The sequence below is a fragment of the Idiomarina sp. UBA4520 genome (assembly GCF_002388365.1).
Classification (GTDB): domain Bacteria; phylum Pseudomonadota; class Gammaproteobacteria; order Enterobacterales; family Alteromonadaceae; genus Idiomarina; species Idiomarina zobellii.
On sequence record NZ_DGMK01000004.1, the window covers coordinates 26,143 to 41,448 of the forward strand.

A 15,306-nucleotide genomic window follows, 5' to 3' on the forward strand; every position below is an offset into this window, starting at 1 on the left:
TAGCTCATTTGTGACATTTGTGTGAAATTTATCCAAAAAAAAGCCCCGCAACGAGTTGCGAGGCTGTTTAATTTAGAAGGTGTAACGAACACCTAATTTGGCACTCCAGGAGGAGCTCATGTCGACAGTACTGTAGTTATTCGGATAGTAGCCTCTATAAACAGGGTCAATTTGATACTGACCTTCGTCATTAACGCCACCCAAGTCATACAAGTTAACCTGCGGATACTGAAGACGGCGCTCGATGCCCCAATCATCGTTCAGCAAGTTAGCAAAGTTGTCGATGGTTAAGTATAAGATTCCTTTGTGACCATCCATAAACCCTGGAATTTCTTGCTGAATGCTTAGATCCAAGTCGGTAACCCAAGGCTGGTTGTGAGTGTTTCTGTCAAGTATATAACCTTCACCGCCGTAAGAGATGCCCGCATTATCTAGCAGCATTTGCATTTCTTCCCAGCTAATTGAGTTTTCCCAGTCTACGTTAGGATCATCGGCACCTGACGGGATGTACGGCAGGTAAGCTGATTGACTGAAGAACTCTGGCGTATCCCCAAAGTCGCCATCTTGATACATGCCGATAGCATAGCTAAACGGACGACCTGAACGGCGTTCAAAGAACAGGTTAAAACGGGTTTCATAGTCCGCGAAGAACTCTTTCTTATAGCCCAAAGTAATTTTTAAGCTGTGTTCAGTTTCAAAGTTACCCGTTGCTGAAAATGCTTGGTTACGGTTTTTAGCAACATAGTGCTTATAGTTACTTGCTGCCTGTGAAGAAGAACCAGCGCCATTATCTTCAACATCTTGGTAAGTATAACTTGCTGTAAAGCTTACCCCGTTATTCCATTGTTTTGCTAAAGACTGCGAGAAAATGTAAGCGCGACCGTCTTCCGGTGCATTTCTTAACATGATATCTGAGTTTTGAGAGCGATCCCCCTCATAACGAGACTCATGAATAATACGTTCACCGTCAGCCATTACTTCGGCTTCTACTATCGCAGTATTATACCAAACAGGCTGGTCTTTCATGCGTTTGTACATCAATGACGTAGTCGCATTAAACATATCACCTAAGTAAGGAATATCCAGCTCGTAGTCTAGAGCCAGTTGAGCTCGCCAGTCATTCGGTAACTCGAAGTTTGGATCCGTATAGTTGGTACTACCGTCACCTTGCTGCATCGCGTCCTGAATTTCTTGTGGTACACCATCGAAACTTGTAACGGTGTTGTTCGAATAATAATCCACAACTGCGCTTCTCGGCGCTTGTACAAGTGTTACACCGTCTTTTGTGAATGGGTTGGTGTACCAAACGTTAGGAACACCGCCGTAGAAACGGCCAATACCGCCACGAACCACTAAACTGCTGTCGGTATAATACTTAAAGCTGATACGCGGAAGGAAGATATCCAAACCGTCCAAGTTTTCCTGGTTGGTCATGCCATCATACGCTTCCTGGAAGTTTTCGTTTAATGTTGGCTTGTCGTCAGAACTTAAACGCTCGTAACGCAAACCAGCATTAATCTCCAAGTTTGGCGTTGCATAGAACGTATCACCAACATATAGCGCTAACGTAGTTCTATCAACTTCATAGGCCGCGTCTTCCGGATTGTTGGTATAAGCATTCTGGTAGCTGAAGTCCCAGTTGCCATTATAGTTGCCAACAATACCGTTTTCGAAACCATAGAAGTTATCAAACTCCCACGACCCTAAAGCATTAGGAACAAATTTGTTGTAAAGGCTTAACTGCTCAACTTGGGTACCAAAAACAATTTCATGCTCACCCATTAAGTAAGTTGCATCGAAATTGAAGGTCAAATTGTCATTCTTAGCAACGTTGCTGTGGCGGTATTCGTCGGTACCAAACGCAAAGCTAGGCCCGTTGAAGAACATGTCTACTTGAACCGAACCAATGTCTGAGTTAGTTAAAGAGTTAGCTTCCACATCTTTGTAGGTGATACCCATTTCAGTAATGAAATTTGAAGACCAGTCACTGTATAAACGAGCGCTGATGTTGTTCATGCGCGTATGGTATGTGTATCGGCGCGAAGCCAACTGAACAAAATCTCCACCGGTAGAGAAGTTACGCTCATCGGAGTTATCCTGCCACTGGTAGGTCACATCTAAACGGTGAGCTTGGTTAATATTCCAACTTAGCTTAGTTAACCACTTACGATCTTTACTCTCTGGGTCCCCACCTAGAGAATCCTGAATACCATAACGCTCGTCTAATATACGAAGAAATTCATTATAGTCTGCTTCAGAAACGTAGAACTCGTTAGTAGCGCCGCTGCCTTCAAAGCCGTAGTCTAAATCGATTTCACGGCTCCATTCTTCATAACTGGTGAAGAAAAATAACTCATCTTTAATAATAGGGCCGCCGAAAGACAGGCCAAAAGTCGACATTGACTGATTAGGCTCAATGTCTTCATTACGGTATGTACGATAGCCGTTTTCGTCCAGGTCACCATAATTCTCTCGAACCGCCTGTACGTCACCTTTTAAGTCGGCGTCAGAAAACTCGTAAAATAACTCGCCTTCGAACTCGTTAGTACCTGACTTAGTTACCGCGTTAATAGTACCGCCTGAGAAGTCGCCTTTTTTCACAGAAAACGGCGCGGCATCCACTGATATTTGCTCAATAGCACTTAACGATACGGGAGGCTGTTCAGTTGGGTAGCCACCATAATTCAGACCAAAGTCATCATTCTGGCCAATACCATCAACCGTGACGCTGTTCATGCGTGGGTCACCGCCAGCAATAGTCATTTCACCTGAGCCGTTGATGGTTACTAGCGGGTTAATGCGAGCGACGTCTTTCAGATCACGATTGAAGCTTGGCATATTATCAATGGTATCTTCACCAAAGCTGCTGCTCGCACCACCGCTTTCCATCATGATAGCCGAGCCGCTAACAACTAAGCGCTCCATGTCTGCTGACTCTAACTGACGACTAACACGGAATGTGTCTCCAAGATCAAGGTAAACGCCTTCTAAAACCGCGTCGCGGTATTTATCGGAATCAAGGATAACTTGATAAGGACCGCCAACACGCAGACCTTTAGCGGAGAAAACACCGTCTTCGTTAGTTGTAAACTCATTAACCGTGCCTGTTGGTTGGTGAATGATGACAACTTTTGTATTTGCAGCCGGGTTACCCTGAGGGCCAGTAATAACACCGCGCATAGATGATGATGTTTCCTGAGCGAAAGCAGCACCGCTAAGGCCCATAGCAATAGCAGCCGCAAGAGCTGTACGCTTGAAAGTAGAGTTAAACATAGTTTTGTTCTTCCCGGTTTTGGTTTTGGGTTTTTAAGCACAAATAAGGGTATAGCTTATTTGTGACAATTCTGTGAAAGAAAAAGGAAAAAGTTAACGAAGCGAAAGCTTTGGAGGGAGGGAGCAGTGAATAATAAAAAGAAGAAAAGTTAGACGTTTGTTTATTATTCGATGATGCCCCACGGCATAACAGCTGATTCATCACAGGGAAGCTCATGACTTGATAAGCCTCGAGACTGTGGTTGGTGGTCGGAGCTGTTGGGTATGCCGCTTGATTCATTACGCTTCTAAGACATTTATGTGTCAGATATGTGACATATTTTAATCAAAATATTCGCCCTTGCCTAGCGCTTTGGGAACCTTTATTCTTCTTAATTGTCATAGGCGTTTCTCAAACAGGCATTCCCATGGGCTTTATGCGGTTTTCAATATACTCAACATTTGTACTTTTTATGATCACTTCTCTTTCTGCGTTCGCAGGTTCTGGCAAAAGCGAACCTGAGACGGTTCGTATTGCAACTTTTAATGTCAGTATGGACGCGTCTAATTATCTGCCGGAAAACGAACTCCCTACGCTGAAGAGCTCTCCTCTTCCTGGTGTTCTGGAGCAAAACCATGAGCAAATTCGTGGTATTGCAGAAATACTTCAACGCGTACGTCCCGATGTGGTCCTACTGAACGAGTTTGACTACGTTGATAAAGCCGTAGGTATTGATGTTTTCCGCAGTGATTATTTAGAAGTGTCTCAAAACGGCCAGGCAGCTATTGACTACCCTTATGCCTACACCGCCCCTGTTAACACCGGTGTGCCTTCACCTTTCGATTTAAACCGCGATGGCAAAGCCAGTGGCTCTGGTGACGATGCCTGGGCTTTTGGTTGGTACCCGGGTCAATACGGCATGGTTATTTTGTCAAAATACCCTCTGGCAGCCGAGGACGCGCGTACCTTCCAGCATTTCCTATGGAAAGATATGCCGGGCCGCCACATTCCTTATGTACATGACTCCGATAAGCAGCCAACATCTGAGCCCTGGTTCTCTGAAGACGCTATGGCCCAATATCCATTGAGCTCGAAATCTCACTGGGATGTGCCGGTAAAAATTGGGGACCGTGTTATTCACCTATTAGCGGCGCACCCGGTACCGCCTGTCTTTGACGGTCCTGAGAACCGTAACGGAATGCGCAACTATGATGAAATCCGCTTGTTTGCTGATTATTTAACACCTGGTCGCGATAACTATCTTTATGACGATAACGGTGTTCGTGGCGGGCTAGGTGAAGACGCTAGCTTTGTAATTCTGGGAGACATGAATGCACAAGCAGGCGCAGGTGGTGTTGACGGTGCAATTGAGCAGCTCCTCGAGCACCCGCGCGTCAACGACGTTAAGCCACAAAGCGAGGGTGGTAAATTGCATTCGCCGGATATTGAGGGTTCTCAATTTCACACAGCGGCTTGGCGCAAGCGCGTTGACTACGCCCTACCGTCTGATGACTTAGTGGTCAAAAATGCAGGGGTTTTCTGGCCCGTTAACGATGAGCCAGGTGCCGACATGATGAAAAAGCGCCAGGCTTCTTCTGACCACCGCTTGGTGTGGATAGATATTGTGAAGTAAACGCCCTTTACGCCCATTTAATGGGCTGCCGTCCGTGCTGCTGCAGATAATCGTTGGCTTTTTTGAAATGGTTAGCGTCAAAAAAGCCGCGATGCGCAGATAAGGGCGATGGGTGTGGCGCGGTCAGAATGTAATGCTTAGTGCCATCAATCAGCGGGATCTTTTTCTGAGCATGTGAACCCCATAATAAAAACACGACATGCTCTGTCGCTTCCGACACTTTTTTAATAACGGTATCGGTGAAGGTTTCCCAACCCCAGCTTGCATGACTGTGCGCTTTTCCCTGCTCAACCGTAAGCACTGTATTTAATAAGAGCACGCCTTGCTGCGCCCATGCGGTCAAGTCTCCATGTTGAGGGAGTACGGTGTCTGGGTAGTCCAGAGCAATTGCCTTAAACATATTGCGCAGTGACGGCGGAAACTTCACGCCTTCTTTAACAGAAAAACTCAGCCCATGCGCCTGACCTGGCCCGTGATAAGGGTCCTGCCCCAGAATAACCACTTTCACCTGCTCGGGCTCGGTCAACTTCAGTGCATTAAATACTTCTTCCTTTGGAGGGTAAACGACCGTCTGCTGACGTGCCAACTCAACACGTTGCCACAATTCTTTGAAGTACGGCTTTTGTTTTTCTTCGGCAAGTAAGTCGCTCCAGGGCATTGGAATTCCTTTAGTTCAGGCTACACCTTTGTATCATAAAACGATATGATCCCACTTCTCAACTGAATGATTTCAAGGTTTAGCATGACAGAGCGAAATAGCTTACCGAAAGTAAGTGTTTACTTAATAACACTCAATGAGGGCCGTCATTTAGATGAAGTTCTCAGCAGTGTCAAAGGCGCCGACGAGATAGTGTTAGTCGACTCAGGTTCCACCGACGATACACTCGAAATTGCCGAAACCCACGGTGCACGAATTATTCACCAATCGTGGCTAGGCTATGCAAAACAAAAAGCCTTTGCTCTAGAGCAATGCAAAAACGACTGGGTCATCAACTTAGATGGGGACGAGGTTCTGCCTGAGGGCGCTTTTGAAACCATTCAACATCGCATCGCGCAGAATGATATCAATGGTATCTATTTAGCTCACGACGATATCTTTATGGGGCACTCTCTGCCCGGTCATCGCCACCACCGTTTCCGCCGAGTCTACCGAAAATCTAAGTCTCACTGGAACACATCAACCAAAGTTCATGAGCATATCGAGGTAGAGCCGCCTCTGACTCATTTGCCGATCGATGTTAAACATTATGGCTACGATTCAGCACATGGGTACATGGATAAGCTGAACAAATATTCGCTGCTGAAGGCTAAACAGCGAGAAGAGAGAGGTCGTCACTGCAGCTTAGCTCGGGTATTACTTATATTCCCGCTGATGTTCATCAAGTTTTACTTTATCCGCCGGATGTTTTTAGCCGGTTGGCGAGGCTTTATTAAGGCAAATATTGATGCTTTTCACTTTTTTCTCACTGAAGCTAAGCTTTATGAGCGCGCCTACAGGCGTAAGCGCGGTGACGATGTAGAAAAGTCAGAGCGATAACATGTCATTTTTACCGATATTTTTAATTAACCTCGACCGCTCTCGTCATCGCCTTGAAGATGTCGACAAATCGATGAAACAGCTCGGCCTTGACTATGAGCGTGTCCCCGCCATTGATGGGCGAGTGATATCCACTTCAGACATAAACGCAGCGTATAGCCATAAACTAAACGCAGAACGCTATAATTATGATTTAACGCAAGGGGAAATCGCTTGCTATATGAGTCACCGAAAGGCATGGCAAAAGTTATTAGATAGCGATCATCAAGCAGCCATTATCCTCGAGGATGACATTGTGCTTAGTCCGGCATTTGCTCACTTGCATCATGCCACTGCTGAAATTGAGAACAGCGCTTACTCTGACTGGGATATTATTAAACTAGCTCAACCATTCAAACCCAAAGAGTCCAGACAGCTGGACACTATTGGCGACTTTCAATTAGTCGACTATATTAAACCGCCGATGGGCGCTTGTGGTTATTTAATAAGTCGAAAAGGCGCAAAGAAAATGTTGTCTCGTACACCGTTTTTTCGCCCGGTCGATGTTGATATGCAATGGCAATGGGAAACAGGTGCTCATGTTCTCGGCTTGCTCCCTTACACCGTTGATAACAGTCATACGCACGAAAGTGATATCTTCAGTGTTGCCAACAGACACGATGCCAGGCGCAGGGGCTGGGTTCGTTTGAAAGAGCAATGGCGGTTCTTTTGCCAGAACCGCCGCTACCATAAAAACAGAGAAAGAAGTTAATCTTCTTTCTCTTGGTACTTCTCAAACCAATGTAAGATATAAGCAACTTTATTCATCAGGTTGCTGGGCCGCGCGTAAATGCCATGGCCTGAGTCCTGAATGCGCACCATAGCAGTGTCGACACCTTTCAATTTCAAGGCCTGATAATATTGCTCGGTTTCCGACATGGGCGTTCTGTAGTCATTCTCACCGGTTAATAGCATGGTCGGCGTTGTCACATTGCCAACGTAGCTAATTGGCGAGCGCTCCATGTAATGTTCCATATTATCCCATGGTAGGCCCGGGAACCAATACTGGTAGAAGAAGTTATACATGTCTGCAGTGAGCACAAAGCTGTACCAATTAATGACCGGTTTCGCCACAACAGCTGCCTTGAAGCGGTCTGTGTGACCCACTATCCAAGCAGTTAGTACGCCACCACCACTGCCACCGGTGACAAACAGCTCATCTTCGTTAATAAAACCTTTTTCAATTACTGCATCAACGCCGTCCATAAGGTCGTTATAGTCATCGCTTGGATAGTTATGATGAATTTCATTGGCGAAATCAGCACCATAGCTAGTACTGCCACGAGGGTTGGTATACAGCACGACATAACCGGCCGCTGCAAAGAGCTGAACTTCAGCGGCAAAACGCGGACCATAATTAGTATGTGGACCGCCATGAATTTCCAGCATCAATGGGTATTTTTTGTCTTTATCGAAGTTGGGCGGATACGCAATCCAACCCTGTAAGTCTTTACCATCGACGCTCGACTTATAGCGAATCTCTTCTACTTTTGCGAGTTGCTTGTGAGCTAACGCGTCCTCATTCAGGCGAGTCACTTGTTGGACATTGTCGTCTTGCCATAACGCCAATTCAGCTGGGCGCATTGGGTTTGAAATGGTAAAAGCAATTTTGTCCCCTTTTGCAACACTGAAGTCGCCTCCACCATAAGGTCGGCTGTAAGAAAGGCCACCCACGCGGTCAGTTAAGTGCGTGTGCTCGCCGTTTAAGTCCGTTCGTGCCAGTTGCCCAATTCCGTTGTCGTCATAAGTAAAATAGATGCCACGGCTGCCAGAGTCCCACTCAAAGCCAGTAACGCTGCGATCTAAGTCTGGTGTTAACACTTCGATATCAGTGCCATCGGTATTCATGACGTAGAGCTTAGTAATCTGATAGCTCATTTTTTCATCGTCATAACCGGTATACGCTATTTTCTCGCCGTTTGGTGACACTTTAGGTGAACCGTCTGGTCCATTTCTGTCAGTAATTGGCGATACCTCTTTGCTAGCAACGGTTAGCTGATAAATTTCACTATTTACAGGGTTAAGGAATGCGTCGTCCCGACGATTCGCTGAAAAGAAAATACGTTTCCCGTCGGCTGACCAGGCCAGATTACCACCATGGTTAAATTCGTCCTCGGTTAACTGACGTGGCGAGCCTCCCGTAGCAGGCACAACATAAACTTGCTGGAATCCGTCTTCTGCATAGCCACCGCCGTCATAACGGTAATTGCCTTTATCGATATATTTCGGTGGTGTTGTCCAGTTTGCCCCTTCGGGTTTTCCCGGCAAGCTTACCGGAGCAGGTTCTGGCTTTGGTGTAAACATTGAAAATGCGATTTGGCTACCATCGGGCGACCAACTCAGTCCTGACGGCGCTTTCGTTAATTGAGTAATGGCGGCGCTTTCACCCGAGTCGACCCAATAGATATGGATTTGCGGGCTGCCTGTTTCTGTCGATACATAGGCTAACCGTTTGCCATCGGGCGACCATACGGGTTGGCTCTCACTGCCTTTCTCACCGGTTAATGGACGAATATCACCGTCAGGTAAGACACTCCATAAGCGCCCTACTTTACGGTCGTTTTGTATGTCCATAGACTGACGGACAAATACGCTCCACTCGCCACTTGGGTGAATGGTCGGTGACGATGCGTACTCCAGAGTGAATACGTCTTCTAACGCCAGTTTTTCCTGAGCGACTGCGGCACCTGATACAGCCAGAGCCGCTGCTGCAACTATCCACTTTTTCATTGTTGTTCTCCCCAGACATTACACCTGACGTAGGTAACGTCAGGCTACATTCGCATACGGACATAAAAAAACCGCCTCTTAGAGACGGTTTTATCGCGATTCAAAACATGAATCAATGTATTAGAACGCGTATGAGAAGCTAACGGACGCAAAGTCACGGTCCGCTAACGGGTCTAAGTCGCTGTCTGAATACATGGTGTAGCCAAGAGTCACTTTATAGGTTGACAGGTAGTCAGCCATTAAATTCAGACCCAGAGATTTGCGGTCTTCAATAAAGTTACTGTTTGGCGAATGACCATTTACGTCATGGTTAAACTGGACTGTTGGATTTAACCCCCAACTTTGCCACACGTTTGAATATTCAAACTGGAAACGCGTGCGATAACCCCAGGATGTTGAGGTCACAAAACCTTCGCAGTTGCCATTTGCCATTGGGCCAGCGTCCTGCTCTGTTAAGCACTTACCAAATAACGGTAAACGACCGTAGCGTTGTTCTTGAATGCCCGGCATGTCGTGAACACTGTTCATCGCTACCTCACCGACAAAGGTCATACGATCTGAACCTAAGAAACGGTCGAAGAAACGAACGAAACTAATTTGTGCTTGACTTACATCTAAGCGGTCATAACCATTTGCCTTTTCACCAAGAGGCGTTGTAGTTACTCGATCAGCAAATGTGCTTGGCGTGTTAGGACGTAAGCCAGCGGTCAAAATTTCAGTGGTGTTGATTTGTACCGGCATACCGTCACGGTAGCTATACTCACCAGACACAGACCACATACCGAGGTTTGTGCTAAAGCTTAAACCATAAACTTCAGTATCTTCCGGATATTCCAGTACCAAGCGTGGACCATCAATCGGATAACCATTTGGTGTCGACCATGCATAATCTGGTGCTTGACCAGCTGCTCCCGCCGCTTCTTGATAAGGACGAGGATCAACACTCCAGTTATACGCAGAAATAATTGGTGTGTTGTTGTGCAGGTTCAGGTAGTAAACACCAAACTCAGCACCCAGATCCATTGAGTAGTAGCGTAAGTTTGCGCCCCACTGACCACTGTCAGAGGCTTCAATGCGCGGGTTGCTTCCAATATAAGCTCCCGCCTCAAAAGATTGGCGATCACTTAACGAGATACCATTGCCTATACTGGGGTTTAGCGTAACGGTGCCACAACCCGGACCACCAATAATATCAACACTTGAGAAGTACGTACCGCAGCCATCCAACTTGGTGTTGTCCCACTCATATTGGTAGAAGGCTTCAAAGTTCATTACGTCGGTTAAACCGATGTTGGTACTTATCATACCGACTGGCAACAAGGCTTCTTTAATTTCAGCACCTGGACGGCGAGCGGCGTTGACGTCTAACGGGTTAATGTCGTTAATGCCGTTGAAAACGAAGGTACTTTCACCCCAGCTTAATACCTGACGACCCACACGGACGTTTGCAGGCATATCACCGATATCAAAGTTTGCATAAACAAATGCGTCTAGCAACTCAACTCCATGCCCCTGCGAATAATCGTCAAAAGCATCATCATTTAGTTTCTTATTCGGGAAGTAGCCATTGGGACTGTGACCATGCGGCATTTCCTCTTCAGAAATCACATAGTCGTACCAATAGTTAAAGCGCACAAAAGCACCATGATTATCACCGTCAATGCTTAAATCGTGAACACCTTTGAAAACTGATGATACTAAGTCGCCTTTGTCAAAGTTCAAGTTGCCGTCATCACCGACACTTGAGCCTGCGGTTCCGCCTGCGCGGTTGCCTGGATGAATCAGGTGGTTGGCCTGATCTTCCATACGCCATGACGCACCGTAGGACAGAATAGAGTCGAATTTAATTTCATAGTCGCCGACTTCGAAGTCAGCAGCCTGGCCTGTAGCCGCAAAGCTCAGTGCAATGGCCGTAGCCAGAGGAAGTTTTTTTAGCATAGTTGTTCTTCTTTTCATTGTGAGCCACCTAATCCTTTAAACTTGTTTGGCGGTTATAGATGAATCATGTCCGATGAGTTAAAAATATGCAAGTGTATGAACACGAAAAGATAACAAGTTGTTGGAAAAAGTGCGGGAAAATGTCGTTACCAGCGTCTAAATTGACGCTGGTAACGAGTCTTCAAAAGTGTTTTATAACTTTTCTTTGAGTTCGGGAAGAACATCAAATAAGTCGGCTACCAAACCGTAATCCGCCACCTGGAAGATAGGTGCTTCTTCGTCTTTGTTGATAGCAACGATGACTTTGGAGTCTTTCATACCGGCTAAGTGCTGGATAGCACCACTGATACCGACAGCCACGTAAAGCTGTGGCGCAACAATTTTACCGGTCTGACCCACCTGCATGTCGTTAGGGACAAAGCCAGCGTCAACGGCCGCACGTGATGCGCCTACCGCCGCCCCTAGTTTGTCGGCAATGTCTTCCAGCATGTGGAAGTTTTCACCGTTTTGCATACCACGACCACCGGAAATGACGATTTCCGCTGCCGTCAGGTCTGGGCGCTCAGAGTCCGCCAGTTGCTCTCCAACAAACTCAGATTTGTCGTTGTTAAACACTGAATCGATGCTCTCAACATCACCACTACCACCTTCTGCTGCTACCGCATCAAATGCGGTTGCACGGACAGTAATGACTTTGATGTTGTCTTCTGATTGAACGGTAGCAATAGCGTTACCCGCATAAATAGGACGTTTGAACGTGTCGTCGCTTTCTACCGCGATAATGTCGGATACTTGCGCTACGTCCAACAAAGCAGCAACGCGCGGCATAAAGTTTTTACCGGTCGTGGTCGCTGGTGCCAGGATGTGGCTATAGTCTTTGCCTAACTCTGCGACCAACTCACTGATGTTTTCAGCCAACTGGTGCTCGTAAGCTTCGTTATCGGCCAAAATCGCCTTCTTCACGCCGTCCGCTTTAGACACGTTCTCAGCAACAGTTGAGCAGCCTTTACCAGCAACCAGTACATGAATATCGCCACCGATTTTCTGGGCAGCGGCTAACGTTTTGAGCGTTGAAGGATCAACTGCGTTATTGTCGTGTTCTGCTACTACTAAGATGCTCATAATACTTTGGCCTCGTTCTTCAGTTTGTCTACCAGCTCGTCAACATCGGCAACTTTCACACCCGCACTGCGCTCTGCAGGCGGCTCGACTTTCAGCAGCTTAACAGTGCGTTTTACTTCAACGTCCAGCTCGTCTGGTGTTGTGGTTTCCAGCGGCTTACGCTTGGCCTTCATAATGTTTGGCAGTGACGCGTAACGCGGTTCGTTCAGACGCAAGTCGGTGGTAACAATTGCTGGCAGGTTCAATTTAACGGTTTGCAGACCGCCATCAATTTCGCGAGTCACATTAACAAAACCGTCACCCATTTCGACTTTTGACGCGAAAGTGCCCTGTGGCATGCCGGTTAAAGCACCCAGCATTTGACCGGTTTGGTTGTTGTCTGAATCGATAGACTGTTTACCCAGAATGACCATGTCCGGCCCTTCTTTCTCTACCACGCCTTTGAGAATTTTCGCAGCAGATAAAGAGTCCGGCATGTCATCGGTTTCAACCTGAATAGCACGGTCAGCGCCAAGTGCTAAGGCAGTGCGAAGTTGTTCCTGAACGGCTTTAGGTCCAATTGACACAACCACAACTTCATCAGCAGTACCGGCTTCTTTTAAACGCACCGCTTCTTCTACTGCTATTTCGCAAAATGGGTTGAGTGCCATTTTGACGTTCGCCAAATCGACATCAGACTGATCTGGTTTCACACGAACTTTGACGTTGTAGTCAATGACGCGCTTAACCGCGACGAGTATCTTCATGTTGTACTTCCTTTTGCTGGAATGTTCTTAATGTTGGTGTTTATTATGCTGCCATTATCCTAAACTGGCGTCGATCTCACAAGTTGTGGGAGAATAAAACTCTATTGCCGTAAGGGAGAGTTTACATGGCCAGCTGGGAACAGCTTTTTCGTCAACTAGTGCAACAGGCTAGAAGTCTAGCAGAATATCCGGCGGAATGTCGTGATGACGATCATCTGGTGGGTGGCTGCGAGGCAAAGGTGTGGCTGTGGCTGGATACTTCTGATGTAGAGGCGGTAGTGATTCGTTTTGATTCTGAATCGCGCATTGTGCGCGGGCTACTGGCACTACTGCAACAGCGGCTGGACGGCTGCTCGGTAGCGGAAATAGCCGACTTTGACATTGACGCCTTTTATCGCGCCGAAGGTTTAGATAACGCCCTAAGTCCCTCACGCAGCAACGGCCTGTATCAGGTCGCCAAAACCCTGAAGTTGCGGGTTATTGAGGCGTGAGTGAGCGCTGAGGTTATAGGAGCTACTGCGGAGGACGCCCGTGAATACATCCTTGTAGGGCTTGGGCAGCGCCGTCCATGGCGCTGCACACCTCCGCAGTAGCTCCCATAACCACCGGGCGCGCTCACGATACCTTCAATGTACGGCGCTTTAACCGAGCGGATGCCGGAACCAGGCCGACTTTTAACCCAAAGGGCTTAAACAGTCTATTAATTATGTCGCTAGAATAATTGCCTAGATCATTTTCAACTTCTGAAACGGTCTTTCGGGAAGTTCTTGTGAGCTTGGCATAATCGCTTTGATTCAACCCAGTAATTTTTTTCCTGAACTCCTGCAACGCTTGTCCCTGGCTTATGTCACCCTGTAATAGTTGTAGCGCAATACGTTCAATAAGAGCTTCTCGCTCTTCGCCGCTAAGCTGGTTACTCTTAATCATAGCAGCCCCCAGCGTTTCAGTTTTTCTGGAATATTTGCCAGTCCGACTTTAGGCATCGTCATAATGCTGTCTGGAACGCCTCGTTCTCTTAATCTACTTTCCAAACCAATAAGTCGCTCAGCCGATGTATTCAGGTCACCGAGCAATTGTTCGGGTTCAATTAAATCAGAAAGCTCCTCGCAGAGGGCGCCAAAGTTATATTCGCCACCACTTTCCATTGGCTCTCCCCAAACAGTTGATCTTGGCACTCCTTCGGGGTCAGCTCGCATCGGCGCAAAATCATAAATTGGCGTGAGCTTTATACCACTTTCATCCCTGAAAAATGCCGTATTACGACCGTGATTATCCGAGTTACCAAAAGCGATATTCAATAAATCCCTTCGTACCCATTCGGTTACGAACGCCTCTACATTAAAATAAGCTCCCTGTTCTTTCACCGTGTATGAGTTTTCAATTTTGCTGACTAACTCACGTATTACATCGGCATGACGAAGACGTACACCGGGGGCTCTTTTTAAAATAGAGTAGACAGACTCCATTGCCTTGCGAGTAACGACACCATTAACAACTTCAACGTCAAAACGCGGAAGCCAAAGTGACGGAAAGTTATCTCCTTCTTCAAGCCTCATCTGTTCGGTTGCTATGGCGCTCACTCCCATTTGCTCAAGCTCGCAATAAAAGTGATATTCCGCGCGCAGGATATCGCAATCAATTTGCTTTCGTTGACCTCGGGGAAACTTCACCAGATAAAATGCGTCCTGAGTATTGGTACCGTCTTGAAAGGTATCTATCCAAACCTCGTCATTATTGTTGCATCGCAGCAACAGTTTTGGCGCTTCCCCGCCCGCTCCGGTGGCTCCCCCGGCAATGGCTCCTCGCTGTTGAGCATATTCAAGAAAACTTGCGTTTCTCTCTACAACGTCTCTGACTTTAAACTGAGGAGGGTTTGTAGATTTGTTCTGGTTTTCGACAGCTTCTTTTATTCTCAAATGTCCAACAGGTGCAATTGCGGCCTTTTCTAATAAAACCAAATTTTGTTCGCTTAGTGGCAAGTTGGGTATTTCAAGCTGATCCACCCAAAACCGTCGAGCTGCACCACTTGGAATAATATCATCAAGAAAGCGAAGCCAACCGGGTTGATCGTCGTCATCGAAATAAAGCTGAACGGGATGGTTTAAGGAAACAGCATGGTGATCATCCTGCTCCAGGTGCTCAATAGCGTAGTCCGTTTTATACTGCACTTGTACGTCGGGTTCATTCTGCCCGGCTCGTTCAGTAAAAGTTAACATGGCTATGTCCTGCCATTGGTTTTGCAGGTAAGCCTGTACCGTTAGACTATTCATGACGCACCTAAAATTGAGTGATATTACACTCAAAATAG

At 46.8% G+C, this 15,306-nt stretch carries 12 protein-coding genes; 4 read left to right on the forward strand and 8 right to left on the reverse strand.

Annotated elements, in window-relative coordinates:
* Positions 1-72: 72 nt before the first annotated feature.
* Positions 73-3,273 carry a carboxypeptidase regulatory-like domain-containing protein gene (locus tag B3850_RS01490; protein WP_058576022.1) on the reverse strand — a complete coding sequence of 1,067 codons (3,201 nt, stop codon included), beginning with the start codon at positions 3,271-3,273 and terminating at the stop codon, positions 73-75.
* 452 nt (positions 3,274-3,725) lie between these two features.
* Here B3850_RS01490 and B3850_RS01495 point away from each other — a divergent pair, with 452 nt between their 5' ends.
* On the forward strand, positions 3,726-4,886 hold the full coding sequence (locus B3850_RS01495) for an endonuclease/exonuclease/phosphatase family protein (RefSeq protein WP_286911284.1): 1,161 nt from the start codon (positions 3,726-3,728) through the stop codon (positions 4,884-4,886).
* A gap of 7 nt (positions 4,887-4,893) precedes the next feature.
* Here B3850_RS01495 and ung read toward each other — a convergent pair whose 3' ends face one another.
* A complete protein-coding gene (gene ung / locus B3850_RS01500; protein ID WP_058576020.1) occupies positions 4,894-5,544 on the reverse strand; it encodes a uracil-DNA glycosylase in 651 nt (216 codons plus the stop codon).
* A gap of 84 nt (positions 5,545-5,628) precedes the next feature.
* Between ung and B3850_RS01505 the strand changes: the two genes are divergently transcribed.
* Both B3850_RS01505 and B3850_RS01510 read left to right on the forward strand, forming a co-directional pair.
* Positions 5,629-6,423: a glycosyltransferase family 2 protein gene (locus tag B3850_RS01505; protein ID WP_273270414.1), complete on the forward strand. Its 795-nt coding sequence runs from the start codon at positions 5,629-5,631 to the stop codon at positions 6,421-6,423.
* Position 6,424: 1 nt separating this feature from the next.
* Entirely contained in the window at positions 6,425-7,174 is a 750-nt protein-coding gene (locus B3850_RS01510; RefSeq protein ID WP_273270413.1) for a glycosyltransferase family 25 protein, read from the forward strand.
* On the opposite strand, the gene B3850_RS01515 is transcribed toward B3850_RS01510, so the two are convergent.
* From B3850_RS01515 to B3850_RS01530, 4 genes are all read right to left on the reverse strand, one after another.
* A complete protein-coding gene (locus B3850_RS01515) occupies positions 7,171-9,192 on the reverse strand; it encodes a S9 family peptidase (protein WP_286873968.1) in 2,022 nt (673 codons plus the stop codon). The two genes, B3850_RS01510 and B3850_RS01515, sit on opposite strands and share 4 nt — an antisense overlap.
* A gap of 120 nt (positions 9,193-9,312) precedes the next feature.
* A complete protein-coding gene (locus B3850_RS01520) occupies positions 9,313-11,148 on the reverse strand; it encodes a DUF1302 domain-containing protein (protein ID WP_286873970.1) in 1,836 nt (611 codons plus the stop codon).
* Positions 11,149-11,322: 174 nt separating this feature from the next.
* The gene (locus B3850_RS01525) at positions 11,323-12,252 is read right to left on the reverse strand and encodes an electron transfer flavoprotein subunit alpha/FixB family protein (RefSeq protein ID WP_088768824.1); all 930 of its coding nucleotides are present in this window, start codon (positions 12,250-12,252) and stop codon (positions 11,323-11,325) included.
* Positions 12,249-12,998 (reverse strand): electron transfer flavoprotein subunit beta/FixA family protein, encoded by a 750-nt coding sequence (locus B3850_RS01530; protein ID WP_286873976.1) that lies wholly within the window; start codon positions 12,996-12,998, stop codon positions 12,249-12,251. Before B3850_RS01530 ends, B3850_RS01525 begins: the two co-directional genes overlap by 4 nt.
* Positions 12,999-13,123: 125 nt before the next feature.
* On the opposite strand from B3850_RS01530, the gene B3850_RS01535 reads away from it, so the two are divergent.
* Complete coding sequence (locus B3850_RS01535) at positions 13,124-13,489, forward strand: SufE family protein (RefSeq protein ID WP_286873978.1); 366 nt, start codon at positions 13,124-13,126, stop codon at positions 13,487-13,489.
* A 124-nt stretch (positions 13,490-13,613) separates the two neighbouring features.
* Here the strand turns inward: B3850_RS01535 and B3850_RS01540 are convergent, their stop codons facing one another.
* Both B3850_RS01540 and B3850_RS01545 read right to left on the reverse strand, forming a co-directional pair.
* Positions 13,614-13,925, reverse strand: a complete 312-nt coding sequence (locus B3850_RS01540; RefSeq protein WP_053954535.1) for a helix-turn-helix domain-containing protein — start codon at positions 13,923-13,925, stop codon at positions 13,614-13,616.
* Positions 13,922-15,268, reverse strand: coding sequence for a type II toxin-antitoxin system HipA family toxin (locus tag B3850_RS01545; RefSeq protein ID WP_286873981.1), 1,347 nt, complete (start codon positions 15,266-15,268; stop codon positions 13,922-13,924). The genes B3850_RS01540 and B3850_RS01545 overlap by 4 nt, the downstream gene beginning before the upstream one ends.
* Positions 15,269-15,306 lie beyond the last annotated feature (38 nt).

Bases quoted from the DNA above. Each gene is read 5' to 3' on its own strand.
- B3850_RS01490 (WP_058576022.1), bottom strand. From the start codon at position 3,273: ATGTTTAACTCTACTTTCAAGCGTACAGCTCTTGCGGCTGCTATTGCT.
- B3850_RS01495 (WP_286911284.1), top strand. From the start codon at position 3,726: ATGATCACTTCTCTTTCTGCGTTCGCAGGTTCTGGCAAAAGCGAACCT.
- ung (WP_058576020.1), bottom strand. From the start codon at position 5,544: ATGCCCTGGAGCGACTTACTTGCCGAAGAAAAACAAAAGCCGTACTTC.
- B3850_RS01505 (WP_273270414.1), top strand. From the start codon at position 5,629: ATGACAGAGCGAAATAGCTTACCGAAAGTAAGTGTTTACTTAATAACA.
- B3850_RS01510 (WP_273270413.1), top strand. From the start codon at position 6,425: ATGTCATTTTTACCGATATTTTTAATTAACCTCGACCGCTCTCGTCAT.
- B3850_RS01515 (WP_286873968.1), bottom strand. From the start codon at position 9,192: ATGAAAAAGTGGATAGTTGCAGCAGCGGCTCTGGCTGTATCAGGTGCC.
- B3850_RS01520 (WP_286873970.1), bottom strand. From the start codon at position 11,148: ATGAAAAGAAGAACAACTATGCTAAAAAAACTTCCTCTGGCTACGGCC.
- B3850_RS01525 (WP_088768824.1), bottom strand. From the start codon at position 12,252: ATGAGCATCTTAGTAGTAGCAGAACACGACAATAACGCAGTTGATCCT.
- B3850_RS01530 (WP_286873976.1), bottom strand. From the start codon at position 12,998: ATGAAGATACTCGTCGCGGTTAAGCGCGTCATTGACTACAACGTCAAA.
- B3850_RS01535 (WP_286873978.1), top strand. From the start codon at position 13,124: ATGGCCAGCTGGGAACAGCTTTTTCGTCAACTAGTGCAACAGGCTAGA.
- B3850_RS01540 (WP_053954535.1), bottom strand. From the start codon at position 13,925: ATGATTAAGAGTAACCAGCTTAGCGGCGAAGAGCGAGAAGCTCTTATT.
- B3850_RS01545 (WP_286873981.1), bottom strand. From the start codon at position 15,268: ATGAATAGTCTAACGGTACAGGCTTACCTGCAAAACCAATGGCAGGAC.